We start from the raw sequence: 25,629 nt of genomic DNA on the forward strand, positions 1-25,629 counted from the left end.
ATCAACCAGCATCAACCATGCCATGACGAACGGCCAGCAAGGCCAGCTCCACATCGCTCTTAACCGAGAGTTTCTCGTAGATCCGGTAGCGGTATGTATTGACCGTCTTGGGCGACAGGCAGAGCTTGTCGGAAATAACCTGGACCTTCTGACAGCCGACAATCATCAGCGCGATCTGGATTTCACGCTCGGACAGGGCATCAAAGGGGGAGTCACTGGCAGGCTGGAAGGACTTGAGCGCCAATTGCTGGGCGACTTGCGGGCTGATATAGCGCTGGCCGGCGAAGACCTGGCGAATCGCCTGGACCATTTCGGCCAGGCCCGCACCCTTGGTCATGTAGCCCGCCGCGCCTGCTTGCAGCAAGCGCGTCGGGAAAGGGTCTTCTTCACACACCGTCACGGCAACCACCTTGATATCCGGGTGGCTGCGCATCATCTTGCGGGTCGCCTCAAGGCCACCAATGCCAGGCATTTTGACATCCATCAGGACCACATCCGGTTTCAGTTCGCGAGCCTTGAGCAACGACTCTTCACCGGACTCGGCCTGGCCGACCACTTGCAAGCCTTCGATATCGGCCAGCATTCGTGTGATCCCTGTACGCACAAGATCGTGGTCATCGACCACTAGAACCCGAATCAAGTCGACACCTCGCAAATTGGTCTTGGTTGATTGCCGACACCTTAGCAAAAACTAATGCACCAACCTACCGACTTGCGTCATCTATCGCTGGCAAAACGTTAATTCCTTGTAAAGACTCATTCCTTGACAGGCTCAACCTCCTCGGGATCACGTCGTTCCTTAACCGGTTGCGGCGCGGACAACTCTGCCAGGGTGACGGTCAGGCGGCGGATGGCGTCCTGATTCTCCTTGTGCAGCACCCGGTAGCTGATCAGAACCTTTTCTTCAATTTGACTCAAATTATCGATCAAGGTCGGGGTCGGACTGCCCGTCAATACATACAGCACGTCCACACCGCGTGCGGCAACGCGCGACAAATAATCCGCCTTGGGCGCACGATCTCCATTTTCATACTTGCCCTGGGCGTTGGCCTCGACACCACCGATTTCGCCAAAAATTTTCTGCGACAAACCAAGCCGCTCTCGCTCCTGCCTCAAGCGCAAACCAATTCCACTCATTTGGATGTAGGATCCCATTTTAAACACCCGCAAGGATGGTATAATCCATAAATATTAAACAACTTTGAACGGTTTTGAACTATGACCGGAATTCGTACCGCCGCACAAGCCAAGGCATGGCTGGAACACCAGGGAAAGTCCGTTCAAGAGTTCGCTCGGGAACATGGCGTCGACCCTGCTACCACTTATCAAGTGCTCGCCGGGCGCAAAAAGGGGAGGCGTGGTGAAGCCCACAAGGTAGCGGTTCTTCTGGGCATGAAAGACGGCATCATTCCGTCTCAGGGCACGCATCTGACAGAAGCAAAAGATGGTGAGTCAGCTTGAGTATGCGCTTAATTGAGGCAAGCTCCCGATTTACTATGCAGGCCCCGCAAACAGCGCCGTGCAAGGCATGACAGGGGCTCAAGCGAGGGCCATAGCCAGCACAATTGCGCCGCATGGTATTTTTTTATTGAATCCGCAGGCTCGCCTCAAGTAAGCTGCGGAACATCAATTGGAGACAACCCATGTTGCACCACGCCATCACTGCCGCCTGTAAGACCACACGCCAATCGCGTCTGGCTGCTGCCGTGTGCGCGAACAACATGCACTCCGCTGCACGATTTTATTTTGGGTATTGGTTTAGCCACTGGCGCGCCTGATACCCACACGGCGCCCACTACTTAGGGGTCGCCTGCCAGAGAAATCTAACCCCCGGTCGGCTCCCCGACCGGGGGTTTTGTTTTTTCAGCCCCGCACATTTTCTTGAATTGAGGATTTACCCCATGAACTACGCCACTTATTACCGCTTCGACCTTTGCACTGCATGGCGATTTATCAGCCGCCGTTCGGGACAGCCTGCCGCCTCCGAACGGACCCACATTGGTGGCACGCCTGTACTCACGGCCAGTCTGGCCAATTGTCGAACACCCCAGTAGGGCTGAGCGCGCGGGACAACCCGCCGCCTGCCCAGGAAGCCCATACCATGAACGCATCCGTTTCAGCTCTGCCAACCGTACACACTGCCACTGCTCCTGTTTCGACCCGTCGCCTGCCAACCGCAGCGCAACTCAAGCAGCAACTGCCGCTGAGTACCCCACTGGGTGCCCAGGTCAGCAGCCAGCGCCAGGCCATTCGCGCCATCCTCAACGGTGAAGACTCCCGCTTGCTGGTGGTGGTCGGCCCCTGCTCCATCCACGATCCCGTCGCCGCACTGGAATACGCCAGCAACCTCGCTGCCCTCGCCCATGATGTGCGCGATGACATGCTGCTGGTGATGCGTGCCTACATCGAAAAACCGCGCACCACCGTGGGCTGGAAAGGCCTGGCCTACGACCCGCACCTGGATGGCAGCGATGACATGGCCCACGGCCTGACCCTGTCGCGGGAACTGATGCTGGAAATGCTGCGCATGGGCCTGCCGGTCGCCACCGAGCTGTTGCAACCCATCGCCGCCGGCTACTTCGACGACCTGCTGGGCTGGGTGGCCATTGGCGCCCGCACGACGGAATCGCAAATCCACCGCGAAATGGCCAGCGGTCTTGATCTGCCTGTAGGCTTCAAGAACGGAACCGACGGCGGCGTTGCCATCGCCTGTGACGCCATGCGTTCTGCGGCACACAGCCATCGTCACTTCGGTGTCGACAGCCAGGGCCACCCGGCCATCGTCGAAACCCGTGGTAACCCCGACACCCATCTGGTATTGCGCGGCGGCCACAGCGCCCCTAACTACGACCGTGCCAGCGTCGCCAAGGCCCGCGCCGGGCTGCAGAAGTCAGGTATCCCCACCCGCCTGATGGTCGACTGCAGCCACGCCAACAGTGGCAAAGACCCGCTGCGCCAGCCCGAGGTGTTCAACGATGTGCTCGAGCAACGCCTGGCGGGCGATCACTCGCTGATCGGCATGATGCTCGAAAGCCATCTGTTCGAAGGCTGCCAGCCCCTGGGTGCATCGATGCGCTACGGCGTGTCCGTAACCGACGGCTGCCTGGGCTGGGATGCCACCGAACACCTGCTGCGCAACGCCGCCCGCAGGCTACAAGCACAGCGCCACACGACCAAGGCCACCGCCTGACAACCACGTTCGGCAAAACCGTGCGCAACCTGGGAAAAGCCCCACGGTTGCGCAAAGACGATCTCGGCTAAGGTGTTTTCATGGATCAAAAACACCCTGCGAGATTGAACATGGACGATTCGGTAAATACACGCTATCCGATCTTATTGGTACACGGCCTTTTTGGATTCGACCGGATAGGCTCGCATCACTACTTTCATGGTATCAAGCAAGCACTCAATGAGTGCGGTGCCAGCGTCTTCGTTCCAATCATTTCAGCCGCCAACGACAATGAAGCCCGAGGCGATCAACTGCTCAAGCAGATCCACAACCTGCGCAGGCAGGTCGGTGCACAGCGTGTCAACCTGATCGGCCACAGCCAGGGCGCCCTTACCGCGCGTTATGTGGCGGCCATCGCCCCTGAACTGATCGCCTCGGTGACGTCAGTCAGTGGCCCCAACCACGGCTCCGAGCTGGCCGATCGCTTGCGCCTGGCCTTTGTCCCGGGGAGGCTTGGCGAAACGGTGGCTGCCGCCCTGACCACCTCGTTCAGCGCATTTTTATCCGCCCTCAGCGGCCACCCGCGCCTGCCCCAAAATGCCTTGAATGCGCTTAACGCCCTGACCACCGATGGGGTTGCCGCCTTCAACCGCCAATATCCCCAGGGGCTGCCCGACAGATGGGGCGGCATGGGCCCCGCACAGGTGAATGCTGTGCACTATTATTCCTGGAGCGGCATCATCAAAGGCTCGCGGCTGGCCGAGTCACTCAACCTGCTCGACCCCTTGCACAATGCCTTGCGTGTGTTTGACAGCTTTTTTACCCGCGAAACCCGAGAAAACGACGGCATGGTTGGCCGCTTCAGCTCGCATCTGGGCCAGGTCATCCGCTCCGACTACCCCCTGGATCATCTCGACACCATCAACCATATGGCAAGAGGAAGCCGCAGGCGCATCAACCCGGTAGAGCTTTACATCGAGCACGCCAAACGCCTGAAGGAAGCGGGCTTGTAGCCTGTAATCAATTCATTCAAGCGCAGTTTGCCGAGAAAAAAATCACCGAATCCGGTAGGCTCAGCACCTTATTCAAAGGAGTACTCCCTCATGGCCAAAGCCACTGCCCGTCACATCCTGGTTGCCACCGAAGACAAGTGCAACGAACTGAAAGCGCAAATCGAAGGCGGCGCTGACTTCGCCGAAGTTGCCAAAGCCAATTCCTCTTGCCCGTCGAGCCGTCAGGGCGGCGACCTGGGTTCTTTCGGCCCGGGCCAGATGGTCAAGGAATTCGACACCGTGGTTTTCAGCGCGCCAATCAACGTGGTGCAAGGCCCGGTTAAAACCCAGTTCGGCTACCACCTGCTGGAAGTCACCAGCCGCCAGGACTAATCCTCCCAGCGCTGCGTGAAGACGGCCCACCTTTTGGTGGGCCGTTTCGTTTGGGCTACAGCAAACCCCGTGCTACGTTTCCTCATTCACGAACCCATCGTGTTTCATTGAGGAATTGATCATGAGCCTTAAGGGCAAAACTGCATTGGTTACCGGTTCTACCAGTGGTATCGGCCTGGGCATCGCACTGAGCCTGGCCAAGGCCGGAGCCGACCTGATTCTCAACGGCTTTGGCGATCCGGGCAAAGTGATTGCCGAGGTCGAACAGTTTGGCGTAAAGGTTGGCCACCACCCGGCAGATGTCAGCGACCCGGCGCAGATCGCCGACATGATCAATTATGCCGAACGCGAATTTGGCGGCATCGATATCCTGGTCAACAACGCAGGCATCCAGCATGTGGCCAGCGTCGAGGAGTTCCCGGTAGAGCGTTGGGACTCGATCATCGCCATCAACCTGTCCAGTGTGTTCCACAGCACCCGCCTCAGCCTGCCCGGCATGCGCAAGCGCGGCTGGGGGCGTATCGTCAATATTGCCTCGGTGCACGGGCTGGTGGGCTCGGTCGGCAAGGCCGCCTATGTTGCCGCCAAGCACGGGGTGATCGGCCTGACCAAAGTGGTGGGCCTGGAAACCGCCACCAGCAATATCACCTGCAACGCCATCTGCCCGGGCTGGGTCCTGACGCCGCTGGTGCAAAAACAGATTGATCAACGTATCAGCCAGGGCATTGACCCCTATCAGGCGCAGCACGACCTGCTGGCAGAAAAACAGCCTTCGCTGGAGTTCGTCACCCCGCCGCAACTGGGCGAACTTGTGTTGTTTTTATGCAGCGAAGCCGGCAGCCAGGTGCGTGGCGCAGCATGGAATGTCGACGGCGGCTGGCTGGCGCAATAAATACGCACATTACTGCATGGCTAACAGGCAAAAATGCACACCAACCCTGCACTTATCAGGGTTGTAATGGGCAAATTTGCACTGTTAGCATCGGTTATCGTTCGCCCGTGAACACCCACTAAAAATAATATAAAGCAGGGAGTTAGTGATGACTGCTCAGGTTTCATCCTCACCGACACCGGAAGTCGCGCCGCTTCCAGACACGATTCTGGCCGAGGTCCGCAACCATATTGGCCACCTGACCCTGAACCGCCCCGGCGGCCTCAACGCGATCAATCTTGAAATGGTGCGCGGCCTGCAACAGCAGCTGGATGCCTGGGCCACTGACCCGCAAATCAAGGCCGTTGTACTGCGTGGCGCAGGCGAGAAAGCCTTTTGCGCAGGCGGTGATATCCGCTCGCTGTACGACAGCTATCAAAACAACGACACCCTGCACAGCCAGTTCTTTGAAGAGGAATATGCCCTCGACCTGACCCTGCACCGCTACCCCAAACCCGTCGTCGCCTTGATGGACGGCTTCGTTCTCGGCGGCGGCATGGGCCTGGTACAGGGCGCGGATCTGCGCCTGGTCACCGAGCGTAGCAAACTGGCGATGCCGGAAGTGGGTATCGGTTATTTTCCTGACGTTGGCGGCAGCTACTTCCTGACCCGCACCCCAGGTCAGTTAGGCACCTACCTGGGCGTCAGCGGCGTGCAAATCCGCGCCGCCGATGCGTTGTACTGCGGGCTGGCAGACGGCTATCTGGAAAGCAGCGCACTGCCTGAACTGGACAAGGGCCTGGACAGCCTCAACTGGCAAAAGTCCCCTATTGATGACCTGACTGCACTGGTCGCCCGTTTCGCAGTAACCGTACTGCCCGACCCGCCGCTGGCCAGGCTGCGCCCGCTGATTGACAGCGTTTTCGCCCAGGCTGATGTACCGCGCATTGTCGCCCATCTGCGCGCAGTCATCGCCCCGGAAACCCGCGAATGGGCCAATCAAACCGCCGACCTGCTGCAAACCCGCTCACCGCTGGCGATGGCCGTGACCCTTGAAATGCTGCGCCGTGGCCGAGAACTGCCCCTTGAGCAATGCTTCGCCCTGGAGCTGCATCTTGACCGTCAGTGGTTTGATCGTGGCGATCTGATGGAAGGTGTGCGCGCATTGCTCATCGACAAAGACAAGAACCCGCGCTGGAACCCGCCAACCCTTGAGGCACTGGACAGCGCCCATGTGGCCAGCTTCTTTACCGAATTCAACGCCAAGGGAGCCTGAGCCATGCAAGATATCGAACTGAGCGAAGAGCAAGTGATGATCCGCGACATGGCCCGCGACTTTGCCCGGCGTGAAATCGCCCCCCATGCCCAGGCGTGGGAAAAGGCCGGCTGGATCGACGACGCGCTGGTGGCCAAGCTTGGCGAACTGGGCCTGCTGGGCATGGTGGTGCCGGAGGAATGGGGCGGCACCTATGTTGATTACGTCGCCTACGCCCTGGCGGTGGAAGAAATCTCCGCGGGCGATGCCGCGACCGGCGCCCTGATGAGCATTCACAACTCGGTGGGCTGCGGGCCGATACTGAAGTACGGCAGCGAGGAACAAAAACAGACCTGGCTGGCGGAGCTGGCAAGCGGCCAGACCATCGCCTGCTTCTGTCTGACCGAGCCCCAGGCGGGCTCCGAAGCCCATAACCTGCGTACCCGCGCAGAGCTGCGTGATGGCCAATGGGTGATCAACGGCGCCAAGCAATTTGTCAGCAACGGCAAACGTGCCAAGTTGGCGATCGTGTTTGCAGTGACCGACCCTGACCTGGGCAAAAAAGGCATTTCGGCGTTTTTGGTACCTACGGCAACACCCGGTTTTATCGTCGACCGTACCGAGCACAAAATGGGCATCCGTGCTTCGGACACCTGCGCCGTGACCCTGAGCAACTGCAGCGTGCCCGAAGCCAATATGCTCGGCGAGCGCGGCAAGGGACTGGCCATCGCCCTGGCCAACCTCGAAGGAGGCCGTATCGGCATTGGCGCCCAGGCACTGGGCATCGCCCGTGCGGCCTTCGAAGCAGCACTGGGCTACGCCCGTGACCGGGTGCAATTTGACAAGGCCATCATCGAACACCAGAGCGTGGCCAACATGCTGGCCGACATGCAGACCCGCATCAACGCGGCGCGGCTGCTGATCCTGCATGCCGCGCGCCTGCGCAGCGCGGGCAAACCCTGCCTGTCAGAAGCCTCACAAGCCAAACTGTTTGCTTCGGAAATGGCTGAGTACGTGTGCTCCAAAGCCATCCAGATCCACGGCGGCTATGGCTACCTGGAAGACTACCCGGTGGAGCGTTACTACCGCGATGCGCGGATTACCCAGATTTATGAAGGGTCGAGCGAGATTCAGCGCATGGTGATTGCGCGGGAGTTGAAGAACTATCTGCTTTGAGTGGTGCTACAAGAGCCCCTCACCCCAACCCTCTCCCAAAGGGAGAGGGAGCCGATCTGCGGTTAAGCACAAATCTGCTTTTAGTCCCCTCTCCCTCCGGGAGAGGGCTAGGGTGAGGGGCCTTTGATTTTTAGCGGTTTTTAAAATCAGCCTCGCGTTTTTCAACAAACGCCGCCATCCCTTCCTTCTGGTCCTGTGTGGCGAACAAGGCATGGAATACCCGACGCTCGAAACGCACACCTTCCGCCAGATTGACTTCAAAGGCACGGTTGACGCATTCCTTGGTTTGCATCAGCACCGGCAGGGATTTTTTGGCGATGGTCGCCGCCACTTTCAGCGCTTCGTCGAGCAGTTCATCCACCGCCACCACACGGGCTACCAGCCCCGAACGCTCCGCCTCTTCAGCCCCCATCAAACGCCCGCTCAGGCACATTTCCATGGCCTTGGCCTTGCCCACTGCACGGGTCAGACGCTGTGTGCCGCCCATGCCCGGCAATACACCGAGGTTGATTTCCGGCTGGCCGAATTTGGCATTGTCACCGGCCAGGATAAAGTCGCACATCATCGCCAGTTCACAACCGCCACCCAGGGCAAAACCTGCCACCGCAGCAATGATCGGCTTGCGTCGGGCCGCCACGCGGTCGCTGTCCGAGAACAGGTCGTCGAGGTAGATTTGCGGGTAGCTCAGGTCGGCCATTTCCTTGATGTCCGCACCGGCGGCAAAGGATTTTTTCGAGCCGGTAATGACAATGCAGCCAATCCCGTGATCGGCTTCCAGCGTGTCCAGCGCGTGGTTCACTTCGCCGATCAATTGCGCATTCAGGGCATTGAGCGCCTGGGGCCGGTTCAGGGTAATCAGGCCCACTTGCCCATGGATGTCCAACAGAATGGTTTCGTAGCTCATCGCTAATGTCCTCGATTCAAAGATTGCGCGAAATGACCATGCGCTGAATATCACTGGTGCCTTCATAGATCTGGCACACCCGCACATCGCGGTAGATCCGTTCCAGCGGGAAGTCGCTCAAGTAGCCATAACCGCCCAGGGTTTGCAACGCTTTGGAGCACACGCGCTCGGCCATTTCCGATGCAAACAACTTGGCTTGCGAGGCCTCGACCAGGGCCGACTGGCCGCTGTCACGCAGTGCGGCGGCGTAGTGCACCATCTGCCGGGCGACGGCGATTTCCGTCGACATGTCGGCCAGGCGAAACGCCACGGCCTGATGTTCAACCAATGGCTGGCCAAAGGTCACACGTTCGCGGGCGTAGTCGCGGGCCGCTTCAAAGGCTGCACGGGCCATGCCTACGGCCTGCGCGGCAATGCCAATGCGCCCGCCTTCGAGGTTGCCCAGAGCGATCTTGTAGCCCTGCCCCTCCTCGCCCAGGCGGTTGGCCACAGGCACCTTCAGGTCAGTAAACAGGATCTGGCAGGTGTCCGATGCATGCTGCCCCAGTTTGTCCTCAACCCGGGCCACGCTGTAACCCGGCGCGTCCGTGGGCACGATAAACGCGCTGATGCCGCGCTTGCCCGCCGCCGGGTCCGTGACCGCAAACACGATCACCACGCCAGCGTTTTGCCCGGAGGTGATGAACTGCTTGCAGCCATTGAGAATGTAATGATCGCCTTCACGGCGGGCCCGGGTTTTCAGGTCACTGGCATCGGAACCGGCCTGGGGTTCGGTCAATGCAAACGCGCCGAGCATTGCACCGCTAGCCAGCGCTGGCAGGAACTGCTGTTTCTGCGATTCGGTGCCGTACTTGAGGATCGGCACACACCCCACCGAGTTATGCACGCTCATGATCGTGGGACACGAGCCGTCACCGGCAGCGATTTCTTCAAGGGCCATGGCATAGGCCTGATAGCCCGTGTCGCAACCACCCCACTGTTCAGGCACCAGCATGCCGAAAAACCCCAGTTGCGCCATTTCGTCAATCGCTTCGCGAGGGAAGCGATGCTGCTTGTCCCACTCGGCGGCAAAAGGCTTCAGGCGTTCCTGGGCAAACTGTCGGGCTGCTTCGCGTATTTGTAATTGTTCTGCTGTAGGCAGCATACGAAATCCTTAATACAGACATTCCACGGCAATGGCCGTGGCTTCACCGCCGCCGATGCAGATGGCTGCAACGCCGCGCGTAGCCTTTTGCTGACGCAAGGCCGAGAGCAAAGTCACCAGTATCCGTGCGCCCGATGCACCGATCGGATGCCCCAGCGCACAGGCGCCGCCGTAGATATTGACCTTGCTGTGAGGAATCTCCAGCGCGCTCATGGTCACCAGGCTGACGACCGCAAACGCCTCGTTGATCTCGAACAGATCGACCGTTCCCAGATCCCAGCCGGTCTTGCTCATCAGGCGTTTGATGGCACCCACCGGCGCTGTCGGGAACAGCCCCGGCTCATCGGCAAACGCGGCGTGACCGTGGATCACCGCCAGGGGCTTGAGGCCGCGTTTTTGCGCCTCGCTGCGACGCATCAGCACCAGTGCCGCTGCACCGTCGGAAATCGAACTGGAGTTTGCCGCCGTCACCGTACCGCCTTCGCGGAACGCCGGTTTCAGGGTCGGGATTTTTGCCAGATTGGCCTTGGGTGGTTGCTCGTCTTCGTTGATCAGGCGCTGCTCCTTGCCCACCGTGACCTGCACCGGGACGATCTCGGCGCTGAAGCTGCCGTCCTTGATCGCCTGCTGCGCACGGGTCAGCGAAGCCACGGCAAACGCATCCTGCGCTTCACGGGTAAAGCCGTGGCTCTGGGCGCAGTCTTCAGCAAAAGTACCCATCAGGCGGCCACGGTCGTAGGCGTCTTCCAGGCCGTCGAGGAACATGTGATCCAGTACCCGGCCATGGCCCATGCGGTAACCGCTGCGGGCGCGGTCGAGCAGATACGGCGCGTTGGACATGCTCTCCATGCCCCCCGCCACCACTACATCGGCGCTGCCGGCCAGCAGCCGGTCGTGCCCCAGAATCGTGGCTTCCATGCCCGAGCCGCACATCTTGTTCAGCGTGGTGCAACGCGTGCCTTTGTCCAGCCCGGCACCCAGGGCAGCCTGACGCGCAGGTGCCTGGCCGAGGCCGGCCGAGAGCACGCAGCCAAACAGCACCTCTTCCACGCCATTGTCGGCAACACCCGCGCGCTCAACCGCAGCGCGGATCGCCGCAGCACCCAGTTGCGGCGCTGTCAGGCCCTTGAAGTCGCCTTGAAAGCCGCCCATGGGCGTGCGCGCAGCACTTACGATTACAACCGGATCATTACTGATTGTCATTTCACACCTCTTATTTCGCGGCCATGCGCAAGGCGCCGTCGAGACGGATCACCTCGCCATTGAGCATGCTGTTTTCAATGATGTGGCGCACCAGCGCGGCGTATTCGTCAGGCTTGCCCAGGCGCGGCGGAAATGGCACGCCAGCGGCCAGGGATTCGCGCACTTCTGGCGTCATGCCAGCCATCATCGGGGTTTCAAAAATACCCGGGGCGATGGTCATCACCCGAATCCCGAAGCGGGCCAGTTCACGGGCTGCAGGCAAGGTCAGGCTGGCGATTGCGCCCTTGGATGCAGCATAAGCGGCCTGACCGATCTGACCGTCGAATGCGGCAACCGAAGCCGTATTGATGATCACCCCACGCTCGCCTTCGGCATCGGCAGTGGCTTCGGCGATCGCCGCGGCAGCCAGACGCAACATGTTGAAGCTGCCAATCAGGTTGACGTTGATCACCTGGCTGAACGTCTCCAGCCCATGCGGGCCGTTTTTGCCGAGGATCTTCTCACCGCGCACAATCCCGGCACAGTTGACCAGCCCGTTGACCGTACCAAAGGCGGCCACTGTAGCGGCCACGGCCGCCTGGGCGGCGTCTGCCTGGCTGATGTCGGCCACAGCGCTGCGCGCCTGATCGCCCTGCTTCAGGGCCTGGGCGGCCACTGCTTCGGCGTTCAGGTCCACGAGCATCACTTTGGCACCGGCCTTGACCAGCATCTGCGCCGTAGCGGCACCCAGCCCCGAGGCGCCACCGGTAACGATAAAAACCTTGTTTTCGATTTGCATGATGATTCCTGACAGTTAGGCGCTGACGCTGGCACTTGCGGCCAGTTCAGCCTTGGCGATTTCCTGGTTGCGCAAAATAAAGCGCTGCAGCTTGCCGCTTGGTGTTTTCGGCAGCTCGCTGACAAATTCAATTTCACGGGGATAAGCGTGTGCCGCCAGCCGTTGGCGCACATGCAGGCGCAGGGTTTCGGCCAGTTGCGCGTCACCCAGATACTGGGGGTTCAACACCACAAAGGCCTTGACCAGCTCGGTGCGCTCGCGGTCGGGCTTGCCCACCACGGCGGCTTCAACCACAGCGGGGTGCTCGATCAGCGCGCTCTCCACGTCGAATGGGCCCACGCGGTAACCGGAGGTGGTGATCACGTCATCGCTGCGCCCGACAAAACTGATGCTGCCGTCCGGGTTCAGCTCCACGGTGTCACCGCTCAAGTAATAATTGCCAACAAATGCTTTGGTCGGGAAACCTTCGTAACCGCCAAACCAGCACATCGGCGACTGGCTGCGATCCACCGCCAGAATGCCCGGCTGGCCCACGGGTAGTTCCTGGTGGTTGTCATCGAGCACCACGATGCGGTGCCCCGGTGAGGCGAAGCCGGCAGCGCCCATATGCACCGCATGCTCGAGGCCGTGGTGGTTGCACAGCACCATGCCGACTTCGGTCTGGCCATAGTGGTCATGGATGGTGACGCCAAGCTCATCGGCAAACCAGCGGATCACTTCGGGGTTGAGTGGCTCACCGGCGCTGCTGACTACGCGCAACTGGCCCTTGATCTTGCTCGAGAAGGCGTCACCGGCGGCAATCAGCATGCGGTACGCAGTGGGTGAGCCGGTGAGGTTGGTGATGCCGAGCTTTTTGATCACCCGGCAAGTGCTCTCCACGGTAAACGGACCATCGTAAAAGGTGATCGGGTGGCCCATCGACAGTGGCCCGGTGATCCCGAAGTAAATGCCATAGGCCCAGCCCGGATCGGCCAGGTTCCAGAACGAATCCTCGGGGCGCAACCCCACAGCATCACGGGTGTAGCTCTGGAATGCGACAATGGCCTTGAGCGGCACCAACAGCGGCTTGGCCGGGCCGGTGGTGCCCGAGGTAAACATCAGCAGGAACGGGTCTTCGCCGCTCAGCATCAGCGGTTCGCAGGTGGCCGGATAATTGTCCAGCTCTGCCCAGAAACTGAAGTCGCCACGTACCAGGCCCTGCCCCTTGGCGCCCGCCACCGTGACAATCGCCGGGCAGGCCATGACCTCGTTGAGCTTGGCGCGGTTGACCGCATCGGTGACTACCAGGGCGGCGCCGGAACTGTTAAGCCGATGCTCGATCGCCTTGGGACCAAATGCCGTGAACAACGGCTGGTAGATGGCGCCGATACGCCACGCGGCAAAGGCCACGATCAACAACTCGACATTACGCGGCAGCAGGCCCGCTACCTTGTCACCACGCTTTACGCCTTGGGCCAGCAAGAAATTGGCAAAGCGTGCGGCCTGCTCCTGCAACTGGGTGAAGGTGTACGTCGCGCTGCTGGCATCACGCCCCTCCCAGAACAACGCAATACGCCCCGGCAAGGCGTGACGGTCGCAGCACTCGACACAGGCATTGACGGCCGTCAAATGGCCGTCCAGGGCAGCGGTGACCGTGCGCTGGTAGTCAAAATCAGCCATCGAAGTCAGATAGTCGCGCATCAGCAGAATCCCTCGGTCTTTATTTTTAGGATGGGAACCGTGAAAAATCCTGTTGATAATCGCCCCGGCAAGGCTCTGCAACAATGGTCAAAACACTCAAGGTGGCTGACTGGTTTGGCCAATGGTTACGCGCTTCTTGTGCTTAAGAGAACCGGATGGCATTCAGCCAGTCACTTATCTATATTTGAGCCTCATAAGGAGATGCCCGTGACCACTGACAACCGCCACAACAGAATCGACAACATCGAATTCAACGTCCATGACATCACACGCAGCAAAGCCTTTTATGGTGCCGTGTTTGGCTGGACCTTCACCGACTTTGGCCCCACCTACAGCGAGTTCAGCGATGGGCGCCTGAGCGGCGGCTTTACCACCGGCGAACCTGTACGCCCCGGTGGTCCGCTGATCATTCTGTACGCCGACGACCTGGCCCAGGCTCAGCAGGCCATCAGCGCTGCCGGAGGCCAGATCACCCGGCCTGAATTCAAGTTCCCGGGGGGCAGCCGCTTCCACTTCACCGACCTCGATGGCTACGAACTGGCCGTCTGGTCGCAGGCGTAACCCCCCCCTCTTACCCCCTCCTCCTGGCTGCGGTAATGACCTGTTGCATTACCGCCACCCGCCGCCGCTTCGCAAAGGCCTCGCGTGTAAAAAAACCTGCACAACCTTGCGATCCGTCCTAATTGCCCTTGAGACACCACAGCCCTAGCGTTCCGATGGTCACCCTCTATCAAATTGGATGTGGGTCTGATCAGACGAACAGCCGCAGATGGCGGTTAAAAAAAAATTGACCATGAGTAGCTTCAAAGCTACATTTCTTATGATCGAGATAAGACACTATGTCAGCGAAACGGGTAACGACCACTACCAGCAATGGCTGGACCATCTAAAGGATCGAACAGCCAAGGCACGTATCACCGTCAGGGTTAACCGGCTTTCAGCGGGTGCTTTTGGTGATTGCAAACCCTTGTGCCGGGGCGTTTGGGAGTTACGTATCGATCACGGCCCGGGCTACCGGCTTTATTACGCTCAAGACGGTAAAAAGCTGGTGTTGTTGCTGTTGGGCGGCGACAAGCGCCAGCAGCAGGCTGATATCGAGAAAGCCGTGGGCTGCTGGAATGAGTATCAGAAGAGGAAGCCATGAACAGAACCAGAAATCACGACGAATCCGTTATCGAGATGATCCGCCAGGATCCCGAATTTGCCATTGAATACCTGCGCATCGCCATTGAAGAGCTCGATGAAGAAGGCGGCCAGGCCAGTTTTCTGACCGCGCTGCGCCATGTGGTCGAAGCACGGGGAGGCATGGCTCAAACAGCCGAAAAGGCCGGGCTGTCCCGCGAGAGCCTGTACCGCGCCCTTTCTCCCAAAGGCAACCCCACACTGCGCACCCTGCGCCAGGTGGTTCATGCCACCGGCATGACTTTTGCCTCACTGACCTGAGCCAACGAAAAAGCCCCGCAGGCGTTACACCTGCGGGGCTTTTGCTTGCAGCTTGCCGCTGGAAACCTAAGGCTTAGCGGCCCATCGCGCGTGCCGCATCGGCGGTGTACTGGTCAGCGGTAAACTTGCCCTCGTTGAGGATCGGGCCTTTCTTGGCTTCGTTGGTCATGCCGTAGCCAGTGTATTGCCCCGAGTTCAAGTCCATGAAGAACTGCGAGCCGGCCTGCCAGCCACTCATGTCCGGGTGGTAGTAGTAGTTGATCATCGCGTGCTTCCACAACTGCCCACGGGCGTCGTAGTTGTCCGCCAGTACCGAGTTCCAGGTGTCTTCGTCGAGGAACAACACACGCTTGCCGTATACATGACGGTAGCCTTCCTTGAGGTCGGCTTCAACCACCCACACCCGGCGCAGCTCGTAACGCATCAAGTCCGGATTGGGATGGTTGGGCGTCAGCATGTCGGCGTATTTCACCGTACCCGCGTTGGGCTTGTAGGCGTTGGCCGGGATGTAGATTTCCCGCTTGCCCAGCAGCTTCCAGTTGTAGCGCTCCGGTGAGCCGTTGTACAAACGGTCTTCGTCCACGGTCATGGTGCCGTTGGTGCCGATCATCGGCTGGTCATAGCCGTAACCCGGCAACAGCCGGACACGGCGGGTCGAAGGGCTGTAGCTCCAGGCCTGACGCGGGTCGGTGGCGAAGTTGTAGGGTTCGTGGGAGATGCTCAGTGTGCCATTGTCCCGGGTCGGCTTGAGGGTCATGTTGTTGCTCATGGCCTGCAGCTTGTCTTCAGTCTTGGGCTCTACTGTTGGCGAGTTGGCCATAGCCAGGTTGCGGGCATAAGCGCGCCCCCAGCCAATACTGCCGTTGGGCAGCACGGAGGCCAGGTCACTGGTTTTTTCTTCGGTCCAGGCACGGGCCGGGAGCTGGTGGTTCCACAGGGCTTCCATGCCATTTTTCGGAATCGGGAACGGTACCTGGCCCAAGCCTTCAAAGCCCATGCCGTCATTGACCAGCTTGGCATTCAAGGCGTTGCTCATGACCCGCTTGCACACATAATCCGGGTAGCGGTAATCGCGGTGGCCGGGGTAGATGTTCATCTTGTAGGTGGTCGGGTAGCGCTTGAGCAGGGCCTTCTGGCCCTCGGTCAGCTTGTCTTCGTACTGGGCCATGTTTTGCGCAGTAATCACCAGGATCGGCTTCTCGGCGGCGTAGGGATCCACCGGCTGGTCACCGGAAAATTTTACATGGTTCCAGCCCGGCACTTCCCCCAGGTACTTGCCGGTATACGGCGGGATGGTCCCTGCCGCGTTACCCGCCTGCTCGGCCCCGACACAGGTCAGTTCCTTGCCCAACTTGGCCGCTTCTGCGGGCGATACCTGGGCGGTTGCCGTACCGATGGCGGCCACGTTGACGGCCATGGCGGCTGCGAGCATTACGCCTGTTCTTGTTATTTTCATGTATTGCCTCCTACGCGAATAAGGCTTGCTGGGGGTATGCACCCATTCTTCGCCAATCAGCAGCGAGTACATCGTCCACTAAGACTATTCAGGCCGTTACAAGCAGCTCTTTGAGCACACTTTTGAGTGTCTTGCCCGAGGCATTGCGGGCAAACGGCGTGTGCTGGACATGAATCTGCGCCGGCACCTTGAAGCTCGCCAGGCGCTGCGCAATAAAGCTGCGCACCGCGTCGCCATCCGGGGTTGACGCCGGCTCGCCACGCACCACCAAAAACACCACTTCGCCCAGTACATCGTCGGGTACGGCAAAAGCCGCGGCTTCAATCACACCGGGCATTTCACAGGCACAGGACTCGACCTCGGCAGCGGCAATCTTCTCGCCGCCGCGATTGATCAGGTCCTTGGCCCGGTCGGTGATGTAGAGGAAGCCCTCCTCGTCCAGCAGGCCGATATCACCGGTGTCCAGCCAGCCCTGTTGCAGAGTCTGGGCGCTGGCCTCGGGCAGGTTCCAGTAAGCGTTCATCAGGGTCGGTGAACGGACCCAGATCAGCCCGCTGACACCGCTGGGCAACGGCCGCTCGGGGCTGTCGCCAATGCGCACATCGACAATGGGCAGCGGCCAGCCCGCCGACGCCGGTTTGTAGACAAACTGGTCGCCGCCGATCGCAGCACAAATGCCATTGCTTTCGGTCAGGCCGTAGCCGCTGCCGCCGATGGCTTCAGGCTTGCGCTGGGTCAGGTGGGCCAGCAGGCTGCTGGACGGAGCCGCACCGCCCAGGCCCAGACCGAACAGGCTGGCCGTGTCGGGGCTACCAAAGCGCGGTGAGGTCAGCAGTTGCTGCATCATGACCGGCGCCCCGTTGAACTGGGTGCAGTGCTCATCGCGGATCAGGTCAAAGGCTTTGTCCACATCCCACTTGTACATCAGCAACAATCGCCGGCCGCTGCGCAAGGCCAGTAAAAACTGCGCATGCAGGCCACTGACGTGGAACAGCGGCACGGCCATCAAGGTGGTGGGGGCATAGCCGCTGTTGATCACCACGCTGATGCGCTCCGGCGAACTCAACGCACAGAACGCGCCCTGAAACTCCAGCGCCACCAGCGCCTGGCACACCGCACCGTGGGTGGACAGCACACCCTTGGCCAGGCTCGTGGTGCCAGAGGTGTAGAGGATCATGGCCGGGTCCTGGGCCGTGACGGGCTGCACCGGCACATTCAGCGTCGGTGCCGCCAGCAGGTCTTCGAGGCGCTGGCAGTGTTCCTCCAGCAGCACGCCGTCGTCCAGGCCCACCACAAGGGTTGCCAGCCCTTGCGTACGCAGGTCGTCAGCCAACAGTTGCAAGCGCGGCGGGTCGCACAGCAACAGGTGCGCGCCACTGTCCTGCAAGCCGTGGAACAACTCGTCACGCAGCCCCCAACTGTTGAGCGGCACACACACCGCACCACAGCGCTGGATAGCGGCAAACGCGACCAGCCATGCTGGTTGATTGCGCATGGCAATGGCCACACGATCGCCCTTGCGCACGCCGAAGCGCTGCACCAGTTGCCCGCCCAGGCGGTCCACCTGATCGAAGAACTGGGCGAAGGTCAGGCGCTGCTGCTCCCACACCAGAAATTCACGATCACCGTGTACGCGGCCACTGTCGATCGCGGCCCAGACGCTGGCTGCACTGTGGCGAAAATACTTCACCCCGCCATCCGCTGGCGTCAGGACTTCAAAAGGCGAGCCGGCACCAATCAACTGCTGCCAGGCGCTCTGCCATTGCTCAAGTTTCATTTTATTATTCTCCTGACTCGAACCGTTCGCTACAGGCTCAAGCGTGCGCCAGCTCCAGAGCTGCATAGCGCTCGCAGTGAAAATCGGCATCGCCCAGGCAGGCCTGGGCCACGCGAATGCGCTTGAGAAACAACCCCACATCCAGCTCGTCGGTCACGCCGATGCCGCCGTGCATCTGTACCGCCTCATTGACCACCTTGAGTGCCATCTGCCCCGCTTTCCACTTGGCCAGGCTGGCTAGGCGCTGACGCTCACCCTCGCTCAGGCTGATGGCGTCCAGTGCGTCCAGCCCGGCCATCACCGCGCTGCGCGCCAGTGCCAGCTCGACAAACAGTTGTGCCGCACGGTGTTGCAGCGCCTGGAAGGTGCCAATCGCCACATCGAATTGCACACGGGTCTTGAGGTAGTCGAGGGTCATGTCGAAGAGTTTTTCGGACATGCCCAGCATCTCGGCCGCCAGGCATACGCGGCCACGGTCCAGGGCTCTGTTGAGCGCCGGCAAGGCCGACCCGGCGGCGCCGAGCAAGGCATCAGCCCCGACCTGTACCTGATGCAGGTGCAAGCGCGCATGGTTGCGTGAGTCAATCAGCGGCAACGGGTTGACGGTCAGGCCCGGGGCAGCTGCCGGTACCAGGAACAGGCTGATCCCCGACGTGCCGGTCTGTGCCGCTACCAGATAAGCGTCGGCGCCCACACCGTCGATGACGAAATATTTATCCCCGCTCAGGCTGTAGCCGCCGCCATTGGCCACGGCTTGCATCGCCACTTTTGTCGGGTTGTGCCGGGGCTGTTCGTCCAGCGCCAGCGCTACACGCCGCTCACCGCTGATAATCGCCGACAGCCAGCGGTCCTGCTGCTGCGCATTGCCTTGCAGGTGCAGCAGCGTACCGCTGAGTACCACGCTGGAAAGCAGCGGCGTAGCGCTAAGGTTGCAACCGATGGATTGAAAAATCGGCCCCAGGCCCTTGCAGCCGAAATCCAGACCACCGAGGTTCTCGGGAAAAGGAATCGCGCTCCAGCCCAGTGCCACGGCGTCTTGCCATAGTTGCGGGTCAAAGCCGCCCGCCTGGGCCTCATCGCGCAAGGCGCGCTGGCGCGATACCGGGCTGCGCGCGGCAAGGAACTCACGGGCACTGTCGGCCAGCATGCGTTGATCTTCGTTGTAAAGCAGGTTCATGGTGAGTTTCCTTACTTCACGTCAGGCAGGCCCAGGACCCGCTTGGCAATAACGTTGAGCTGCACTTCCGACGAGCCGCCAGAGATGGTCAGGGCAAAGCTGTTCAGCCAGCCACGGGTGATGGCCTGTTCCTGGGTTGTGAAGGTGCCCTGGTCCCAGCCGAGCGCGTGATAGCCCATGACATCCAGCAGCACCTCGAACTTGTCACGTTCCTGTTCGGTGTGGACCAGTTTCATGATCGCCATCAACCCGCTGACGTCCTGCCCGGCGCGGGCTTCTTCAGCCATGCGCTGTACGGTCAGGTTGTAGCTGTGCTCGTTCATCGCCGTGGCCACTGCCCGCGCCATCAGTGCTGACTCGCTTTGCCCCGAAGGGTCGGGCAAGTACTGGCTGACCAGAGGCAGCAGATGAAAGTGAGTGGGCAAGCTGAACTCGCCAAACTTGGACATGGCCTTGCGTTCGTGCTGCAACAGCCGCTTGGCCAGGTTCCAGCCACCGTGCAGTGGCCCGATCAGTTGGCTTTTCGGCACTTTGACGGCGTCGAAAAAGACCTGGCAAAACGCCGACTTGCCGCTGATCAAATCAATCGGCGCGACGCTGACACCCGGGCTTTTCATATCCAGCACGATCAGGCTGATGCCCGCATGCTTGCCGGCTGCTGGGTCGGTGCGTACCAAGGCATACATCCAGTCCGACTTGTCGCCGTAGGAGGTCCAGATTTTGCTGCCATCGACCACAAAGTGGTCGCCGGCATCCCGGGCTGAAGTTTTCAGGCTGGCCAGGTCAGAGCCGGCATTGGGCTCGGAGAAGCCCTGGCACCAACGCACCTCGCCGCGGGTCATGGGGGTGAGCAGCTGTTTTTTCTGTGCTTCGGTGCCGAATTCCAGCAGCACCGGGCCCAGCATCCAGATACCCAGGTTGATCTGTGGCGGGCGGCACTTGAGGCGGCGCAGCTCGCTCTCGAGCACTGCGTTGTATTCGTCACTGAGCCCTGCGCCGCCGTATTCGACCGGCCATTCGGGGCAGAACCAGCCTTTGTCGCGCATGCGCTCGAACCACACTTGCGCGTCTGCACTGGGGAACTCCATCTCGCGGGCGCCCCAGACCATCTCGCCTTCCGGGATGGCCTTGCGCTGCGAGGGCGGGCAGTTGGCCTCAAGCCAACTGCGGGTTTGTTCTCTGAACTGGTCAATCGTGCTCATGGTTGTTCACCTTTCGGTTCTTGTAGCCGCTGACGAGGTACGAGGCTGCGCCGGTGATCTGAAGGGCCTGCGCCCCTTGTCGCAGCCTCGTACCTCGTCAGCGGCTACAGGCTTTCGGCAATGTTTAACGCTGGGTACGCGGCATGCCCAAACCGAACTGGGCAATCAGCTCGCGCTGGATTTCATTGGTGCCACCGCCAAAGGTCAGGGTCACCGAAGCACGCACTTCGTACTCCAGGTCGCCATGCAACAGGGACGCGGCAGAACCACTGCGCACCAGGCCATTGGCACCGACGATATTGCTCAGCGTGCGCAAGATTTCGATCCCCGATTCCGAGCCGTAGACTTTGGTGGTCGAGGCCAGTGCCACGTCCATGCGCTCGCGCTCAAGGTCGGCAGCAATGCGCAGGTTAATCAGGCGCATGGCCTCCAACCGGGCATAACACTGGGCCAGCCCTGCACGCACCCAGGCCTTGTCTGTCGCCCGCACGCCGTTTTCATCCGCCGCCCTGGCCCACGCCAGCACCCGGCCAAACAGCCCCACGACCTTGTCCGACCAGGCCCCCAGGCCCAGCCGTTCATGGTTGAGCTGCGCGGTGATCAGCTTCCAGCCACCGTTCAGCTCGCCTACCAGCATGTCTTTGGGTACCCGTACGTTGTCGTAAAAGGTGGCCGTCGTCGGGTTGCTGGTGGTGGGGATCACCGTGGCCGAGAAACCCTCGGCCTGCGTATCGAGAATCAGGATCGACACCCCTTTGTGCCGTGGCCGCTCGGGGTCGGTACGCGCCGCCAGCCAGATGTAATCCGCCGACTCCGCGCCCGAGGTCCAGAGCTTGGCGCCGTTGACCACAAACGTGTCACCCTCAAGCCGTGCCGCGGTCTTGAGCACCGCCAGGTCACTGCCAGCATCCGGCTCGGAGTAGCCGATGGCGAAGATGATTTCCCCCGCAGCGATACCCGGCAAGAACCTGGCCTTTTGCAGTTCGGTGCCGTGGGCCATCAACGCCGGCCCCACCGTGCTGATGGTCACGAACGGCAACGGCGCACCGGCAATATTGGCCTCTTCAAAAAAAATGAACTGCTCGGTGGGGCCGTAGCCCTGGCCACCGTGTTCCTTGGGCCAACCCACGGCCAGCCAGCCGTCGCGCCCCATCTGGCGGATGGTGTCGCGGTACAGTTCGCCGCCCTCTTTGCCGCGCAATTGCTCACGCAGCTGCGGGGTCATCAGGTTCTGGAAGTAGTCCCGCACCTTCAGGCGCAGGGCGTGTTGTTCGGGCGTGAGGTCGACGTACATTCAGGCTGCTCCCAAAATCAGGCCGCTGGTAGGCACGCCGGTACCGGCAGTGACCAATACGTTTTCTACATGGTCGACCTGGTTGACCGCGCTGCCGCGTACCTGGCGCACCGCTTCCGCCACGCCGTTCATGCCGTGGATATAGGCCTCGCCCAATTGCCCGCCGTGGGTATTGATCGGGAACTTGCCGCCACGCGCATGGTGCCCGGCGCGGATAAACTCCTTGGCTTCGCCGCGTTCGCACAGGCCGAACTCTTCGAGTTGCGGCAGCACGAACGGGGTGAAGTGGTCGTAGATCACTGCCGTTTGCAGCGCATCAGGGCCAAGGCCCGACTGGCGATACAGCTCTTTGGCGACCACACCCATTTCCGGCAGCCCGGTAATGTCATCGCGATAGAAGGAGGTCATGATCTGCTGGCCTGAGGTGATCCCCTGCGAGCCGGCCTTGATCATCACCGGCTTCTGGCGCAGGTCCTTGGCCCGCTCGGCCGAGGTAATCACCATCGCCACCGCGCCATCGGATTCCTGGCAGCAATCGAGCAGGTGCAGCGGCTCGCAGATCCAGCGCGAGGCCTGGTGCTCTTCGAGGGTGATCGGTTTGCCATAGAAAAACGCCGCCGGGTTGGTGGCGGCAAAATCGCGCACGGCGACCGCCACGCGACCGAAGTCTTGCGAGGTGGCACCGTAGGTGTGCATGTAGCGCTGGGCAAACATCCCGACCCAGGATGCCGGGGTGTGCAGGCCGTGGGGCATGTACCAGCCGTAGTTGACGTTCTCGAAGATCGGCGTCGACGCAAAGCCGTAGCTGCCACTGCCAAAGCGATACCAGGAGCGTTCGTTCATGGCGCGGTACACCACCACCACTTTGGCCACGCCGGTGGCCACGGCCATGGCCGCGTGCATGATCGGCGCACAGGCCGCTCCCCCCCCGTGGGGAACCTGGGAGAAGAACTTGACGTCCTTGCAGCCCAGCAAGCGGGCGATTTCGTATTCCGGCACCTTGTCCACCGAGTACGAGCTGAAACCCTCGACCTCGCTGGGGTCGATACCGGCGTCCTGCAGGGCTGCCAGGGTCGCTTCCAGCGCCAGGCGCAGCTCGGTGCGCCCGGAGTTTTTCGAGAATTCGGTTGCGCCCAGGCCAACAATGGCTGCGCGGCCCGAGAGTGACGATTGCGTCATGTGCGTTGTCTCCCGCGATCAGGGCAGAACCAGCGCGACCGTACCGGTCACGTGGTTGCCCATGGAATTTTTGCCGCTGAGGGTGATTTCCACCGTGCGGGTGGCCGCGTCATGGCCGGTTACCGCGCCATTGAAGGTCATGCTGTCACCGGGGTAATTCGGCGCACCGAGCTTGATTTTCAGCGCGCTAAAACGCGCCTCGGGCCCCGCCCAGCTTTCGACATAACGCTGCACCAGGCCGTTGGTGGTGAGGATGTTCATAAAGATATGCGGCGATCCCAGGGCCTGGGCCGCATTGAGGTCATGGTGGCCGGGGAAGTAGTCACGGGTGGCAATCGCGCCGCCGGTGACCAATGCCACGGTGATCGGGATGGCCAGTTCCGGCAGGGTTTCGCCGGGGCGCACGTCGTCAAAGCGCTTGGTGTTCTGCAAGGTCATATTTCCATCCCAGCTTGTCGTTATGGCTCAGCCAGTCGCCGAGGCGTTCAAGGCATGCGGCCGACCCACCCAGGGCACAGCCCAGGGCGCGGCTCCAGTAGAGAAAGCGATGCATCGGGTAGGTCAGGTCGACGCCGATGCCGCCGTGCACATGCTGGGCGTTGTGCCCGATCAAGTGTCCGGCTTCGCAGGCTTGCCAGGCCGTGGCCAGGGCTTCGCTCGGTGCCGGCAGCCCGGCGTCGAGGCGGTAGCACAGCTGCCACAAGGTGCTGCGCAGGGCTTCGAGGGCGATATGGGTGTTGGCCATACTCATTTGCACCGCCTGAAAACTGCCGATGCTGCGTTCGAACTGGCGCCGCTCGGTGACGTACTCCACAGTGCGGCGGATCTGCTCGCTGCTCACCCCCAATTGCAACGCTGCCAATGCCGCGATGGCACGCGGCTCAAGCCAGTCGAGGGCTGCGGCCGGGAGCAGGTGTTCGGCGCCAATCAGCAGGCCGTCGATATGCAGGTCGGCTATCGCTTCGCCGTGGGTCATGCGCCCGGCGACAGGCTTGATCGCCGTGTTGGCCAGTTCGATCAGCGCCAGCCGCGGCTGACCGTCGACACTCACCAGCAGCAACGCCGCCTGTGATTGCTCGGCCAGCGCCAGTGCGCCCACCTGACCGTCGATGCGCCAGCCACCGTCAGCCGCTCGAGCGTGCAAGCGCATACCCTGGGCGGTATGCAAACCGCTCAGGTCAAGCGTCAGCAGCGCCCTGCCCGCCGCGGCTTCGACGGCCCATGACGACAAAGAGGCCTGGGCAAACTGCGCCAGGGTCGCGGCCGCCAACTGGTGACGCCACAACGGCACTTGCCCCAGGGCCCCGCCCTGCGCCTGCAACACCAGCATCAGCTCGGTCATGCCCAGCCCGCTGCCCCCCTGAGCTTCCGGGATGGCCAGGGCTTGCAGCCCGGTTTCCACGCACAGCTGCCACAGGGGCTGCATATAGGCCTGTTCGCAGGTGTCGAACTGGCGCAAACGATCATCGGTGCAATAGTCGGCAAACACACTGCCGGCCATTTCTGCGATGGCGCGCTGGTCTTCGGTAAATTCGAAATCCATGCTGGCTCCCTTACTCGGCCACAGGCCGGAACATTGGCAACGTCAGCTCGCCGTCAAAGGTGTGAAATTCCAGTTGCAAGGGCTGACCGATGCGCAACTCGTCACGCGCTGCCCCCGCCAGACCGGCCACCAGCCGCACACCTTCCTCAAGCTCGATCAGGCCGATCGGGTTGGGGTGGTCGAACGGTGCGACTTCGGGGTAATGCATGATCACGAACGAATACAGGCTGGCGCGGCCGCTGGCCTGCACGCTGTCCCAGTCGAAGGAGTGGCATTCGATGCACACCGGCGCCGGAGGATGGCGCAGGGTCTGGCATTGGCTGCAGCGCTGGATCAGTAGCTTGCCCGCGTCGCAACCTTCCCAGAAAAACCGCGTGTCATCGCTCATGCCCGGCTTGGGGCGCTTGGCCGCAGGCGGGGCTTCGGCCTTGGCCGGCGCCGCTGCAACGGCATGATTATTGGCCGGGCGAAACTTGAACACGCGAAACAGCAACTGGCCCACGGCCTCGTCACCCGCTTTGTGTTCAACGAAGTAATCCATCACCAGGGTGACAAAAAAACCGGTGCCCAGGCCGGTAGTTTTCTCATCCCCCACCGACTCCAGCCGGGTGGTGTAGTAGAGCTTTTCACCCGGGCGCAGATTGCGCTCGAAGGTCAGCTCGGAGTTGACCGCAACCACCGACGGGTAGCCGTAGGACTCGATCAGCTTGAGCACTTCATAGGGGTTTTCGCGGGTCGAACCCGGGGCGTAGTTGTTCTGGTGAAAACCTTCCATGCACCACACCTGCAGCATTGCAGGCGGTGCCACCAGGCCGTCGTGGACGCTGCTGGCGGCAACCGCCGGGTCGCTGTAGAGCGGGTTGTCCACACCCATGATCTCGCACCATTGGCGGATCATCGGGGCGTTGACTTCGTCCCAGGCGTAGACGCGACCATATTCACGCCCCACCAGGGCGCGCACGTCGGTTAGCAATTGAGAATCAGCCAAGTTCG

At 61.1% G+C, this 25,629-nt stretch carries 26 protein-coding genes; 10 read left to right on the forward strand and 16 right to left on the reverse strand.

The annotated features are described in order from the left end of the window. Position 1: 1 nt before the first annotated feature. Together gacA and BLU25_RS04735 are read right to left on the reverse strand one after the other, a co-directional pair. Positions 2 to 640, reverse strand: coding sequence for a response regulator transcription factor GacA (gene gacA, locus BLU25_RS04730; RefSeq protein ID WP_029611459.1), 639 nt, complete (start codon positions 638 to 640; stop codon positions 2 to 4). A 116-nt stretch (positions 641 to 756) separates the two neighbouring features. Beyond that, a complete protein-coding gene (locus BLU25_RS04735; RefSeq protein WP_029611460.1) occupies positions 757 to 1,137 on the reverse strand; it encodes a helix-turn-helix domain-containing protein in 381 nt (126 codons plus the stop codon). Between the two features lie 81 nt (positions 1,138 to 1,218). Between BLU25_RS04735 and BLU25_RS04740 the strand changes: the two genes are divergently transcribed. From BLU25_RS04740 to BLU25_RS04770, 7 genes are all read left to right on the forward strand, one after another. After that, a complete protein-coding gene (locus tag BLU25_RS04740; protein WP_016781238.1) occupies positions 1,219 to 1,461 on the forward strand; it encodes a DNA-binding protein in 243 nt (80 codons plus the stop codon). 640 nt (positions 1,462 to 2,101) lie between these two features. Beyond that, a complete protein-coding gene (locus tag BLU25_RS04745; RefSeq protein ID WP_016781239.1) occupies positions 2,102 to 3,190 on the forward strand; it encodes a 3-deoxy-7-phosphoheptulonate synthase in 1,089 nt (362 codons plus the stop codon). A 110-nt stretch (positions 3,191 to 3,300) separates the two neighbouring features. Continuing rightward, on the forward strand, positions 3,301 to 4,182 hold the full coding sequence (locus BLU25_RS04750) for an alpha/beta hydrolase (RefSeq protein ID WP_016781240.1): 882 nt from the start codon (positions 3,301 to 3,303) through the stop codon (positions 4,180 to 4,182). Positions 4,183 to 4,272: 90 nt separating this feature from the next. Continuing rightward, positions 4,273 to 4,554 (forward strand): peptidylprolyl isomerase, encoded by a 282-nt coding sequence (locus BLU25_RS04755; protein WP_016781241.1) that lies wholly within the window; start codon positions 4,273 to 4,275, stop codon positions 4,552 to 4,554. A gap of 121 nt (positions 4,555 to 4,675) precedes the next feature. Continuing rightward, on the forward strand, positions 4,676 to 5,446 hold the full coding sequence (gene hbdH, locus BLU25_RS04760) for a 3-hydroxybutyrate dehydrogenase (RefSeq protein ID WP_016781242.1): 771 nt from the start codon (positions 4,676 to 4,678) through the stop codon (positions 5,444 to 5,446). 148 nt (positions 5,447 to 5,594) lie between these two features. After that, positions 5,595 to 6,701: an enoyl-CoA hydratase/isomerase family protein gene (locus BLU25_RS04765; RefSeq protein WP_016781243.1), complete on the forward strand. Its 1,107-nt coding sequence runs from the start codon at positions 5,595 to 5,597 to the stop codon at positions 6,699 to 6,701. Between the two features lie 3 nt (positions 6,702 to 6,704). Beyond that, entirely contained in the window at positions 6,705 to 7,856 is a 1,152-nt protein-coding gene (locus BLU25_RS04770) for an acyl-CoA dehydrogenase family protein (protein ID WP_016781244.1), read from the forward strand. A 130-nt stretch (positions 7,857 to 7,986) separates the two neighbouring features. Here BLU25_RS04770 and BLU25_RS04775 read toward each other — a convergent pair whose 3' ends face one another. Genes BLU25_RS04775 through BLU25_RS04795 form a run of 5 tightly spaced genes read right to left on the reverse strand, consistent with a single transcriptional unit; the run spans position 7,987 to position 13,565 of the window. Further along, positions 7,987 to 8,760, reverse strand: a complete 774-nt coding sequence (locus BLU25_RS04775; RefSeq protein WP_016781245.1) for an enoyl-CoA hydratase — start codon at positions 8,758 to 8,760, stop codon at positions 7,987 to 7,989. Positions 8,761 to 8,776: 16 nt separating this feature from the next. Next, positions 8,777 to 9,904: an acyl-CoA dehydrogenase gene (locus BLU25_RS04780; RefSeq protein WP_016781246.1), complete on the reverse strand. Its 1,128-nt coding sequence runs from the start codon at positions 9,902 to 9,904 to the stop codon at positions 8,777 to 8,779. Positions 9,905 to 9,913: 9 nt separating this feature from the next. Beyond that, complete coding sequence (locus BLU25_RS04785; RefSeq protein WP_029611462.1) at positions 9,914 to 11,107, reverse strand: acetyl-CoA C-acyltransferase; 1,194 nt, start codon at positions 11,105 to 11,107, stop codon at positions 9,914 to 9,916. 10 nt (positions 11,108 to 11,117) lie between these two features. Beyond that, positions 11,118 to 11,885 (reverse strand): SDR family NAD(P)-dependent oxidoreductase, encoded by a 768-nt coding sequence (locus BLU25_RS04790; protein ID WP_083369546.1) that lies wholly within the window; start codon positions 11,883 to 11,885, stop codon positions 11,118 to 11,120. 15 nt (positions 11,886 to 11,900) lie between these two features. Beyond that, complete coding sequence (locus BLU25_RS04795) at positions 11,901 to 13,565, reverse strand: AMP-binding protein (protein WP_016781248.1); 1,665 nt, start codon at positions 13,563 to 13,565, stop codon at positions 11,901 to 11,903. Positions 13,566 to 13,766: 201 nt separating this feature from the next. On the opposite strand from BLU25_RS04795, the gene BLU25_RS04800 reads away from it, so the two are divergent. The 3 genes from BLU25_RS04800 (at position 13,767) to BLU25_RS04810 (ending at position 15,008) form a co-directional block, all read left to right on the forward strand. After that, the gene (locus BLU25_RS04800; protein ID WP_081481044.1) at positions 13,767 to 14,126 is read left to right on the forward strand and encodes a VOC family protein; all 360 of its coding nucleotides are present in this window, start codon (positions 13,767 to 13,769) and stop codon (positions 14,124 to 14,126) included. A 208-nt stretch (positions 14,127 to 14,334) separates the two neighbouring features. Then, positions 14,335 to 14,709 carry a type II toxin-antitoxin system RelE/ParE family toxin gene (locus tag BLU25_RS04805; protein WP_016781250.1) on the forward strand — a complete coding sequence of 125 codons (375 nt, stop codon included), beginning with the start codon at positions 14,335 to 14,337 and terminating at the stop codon, positions 14,707 to 14,709. Next, positions 14,706 to 15,008 carry an addiction module antidote protein gene (locus BLU25_RS04810; RefSeq protein WP_016781251.1) on the forward strand — a complete coding sequence of 101 codons (303 nt, stop codon included), beginning with the start codon at positions 14,706 to 14,708 and terminating at the stop codon, positions 15,006 to 15,008. The genes BLU25_RS04805 and BLU25_RS04810 overlap by 4 nt, the downstream gene beginning before the upstream one ends. A gap of 73 nt (positions 15,009 to 15,081) precedes the next feature. On the opposite strand, the gene BLU25_RS04815 is transcribed toward BLU25_RS04810, so the two are convergent. From BLU25_RS04815 to BLU25_RS04855, 9 genes are all read right to left on the reverse strand, one after another. After that, positions 15,082 to 16,464 carry a DUF1329 domain-containing protein gene (locus tag BLU25_RS04815; RefSeq protein WP_029611464.1) on the reverse strand — a complete coding sequence of 461 codons (1,383 nt, stop codon included), beginning with the start codon at positions 16,462 to 16,464 and terminating at the stop codon, positions 15,082 to 15,084. 88 nt (positions 16,465 to 16,552) lie between these two features. Further along, positions 16,553 to 18,241: a class I adenylate-forming enzyme family protein gene (locus BLU25_RS04820; protein ID WP_083369547.1), complete on the reverse strand. Its 1,689-nt coding sequence runs from the start codon at positions 18,239 to 18,241 to the stop codon at positions 16,553 to 16,555. Between the two features lie 37 nt (positions 18,242 to 18,278). Further along, positions 18,279 to 19,418: an acyl-CoA dehydrogenase family protein gene (locus BLU25_RS04825; protein ID WP_016781254.1), complete on the reverse strand. Its 1,140-nt coding sequence runs from the start codon at positions 19,416 to 19,418 to the stop codon at positions 18,279 to 18,281. Positions 19,419 to 19,429: 11 nt separating this feature from the next. Continuing rightward, positions 19,430 to 20,620: an acyl-CoA dehydrogenase family protein gene (locus tag BLU25_RS04830; RefSeq protein ID WP_016781255.1), complete on the reverse strand. Its 1,191-nt coding sequence runs from the start codon at positions 20,618 to 20,620 to the stop codon at positions 19,430 to 19,432. Between the two features lie 124 nt (positions 20,621 to 20,744). Next, a complete protein-coding gene (locus BLU25_RS04835) occupies positions 20,745 to 21,914 on the reverse strand; it encodes an acyl-CoA dehydrogenase family protein (protein ID WP_083369548.1) in 1,170 nt (389 codons plus the stop codon). Next, positions 21,915 to 23,093: a lipid-transfer protein gene (locus BLU25_RS04840; RefSeq protein WP_016781257.1), complete on the reverse strand. Its 1,179-nt coding sequence runs from the start codon at positions 23,091 to 23,093 to the stop codon at positions 21,915 to 21,917. A gap of 18 nt (positions 23,094 to 23,111) precedes the next feature. Continuing rightward, complete coding sequence (locus BLU25_RS04845; protein ID WP_016781258.1) at positions 23,112 to 23,531, reverse strand: MaoC family dehydratase; 420 nt, start codon at positions 23,529 to 23,531, stop codon at positions 23,112 to 23,114. Beyond that, positions 23,503 to 24,636, reverse strand: coding sequence for an acyl-CoA dehydrogenase family protein (locus BLU25_RS04850; protein WP_016781259.1), 1,134 nt, complete (start codon positions 24,634 to 24,636; stop codon positions 23,503 to 23,505). Before BLU25_RS04850 ends, BLU25_RS04845 begins: the two co-directional genes overlap by 29 nt. Before the next feature lie 10 nt (positions 24,637 to 24,646). After that, positions 24,647 to 25,624 carry a bifunctional MaoC family dehydratase N-terminal/OB-fold nucleic acid binding domain-containing protein gene (locus BLU25_RS04855; protein WP_016781260.1) on the reverse strand — a complete coding sequence of 326 codons (978 nt, stop codon included), beginning with the start codon at positions 25,622 to 25,624 and terminating at the stop codon, positions 24,647 to 24,649. Positions 25,625 to 25,629: the final 5 nt, after the last annotated feature.

It is taken from the genome of Pseudomonas fragi, assembly GCF_900105835.1.
Taxonomy (GTDB): Bacteria; Pseudomonadota; Gammaproteobacteria; order Pseudomonadales; family Pseudomonadaceae; genus Aquipseudomonas; species Aquipseudomonas fragi.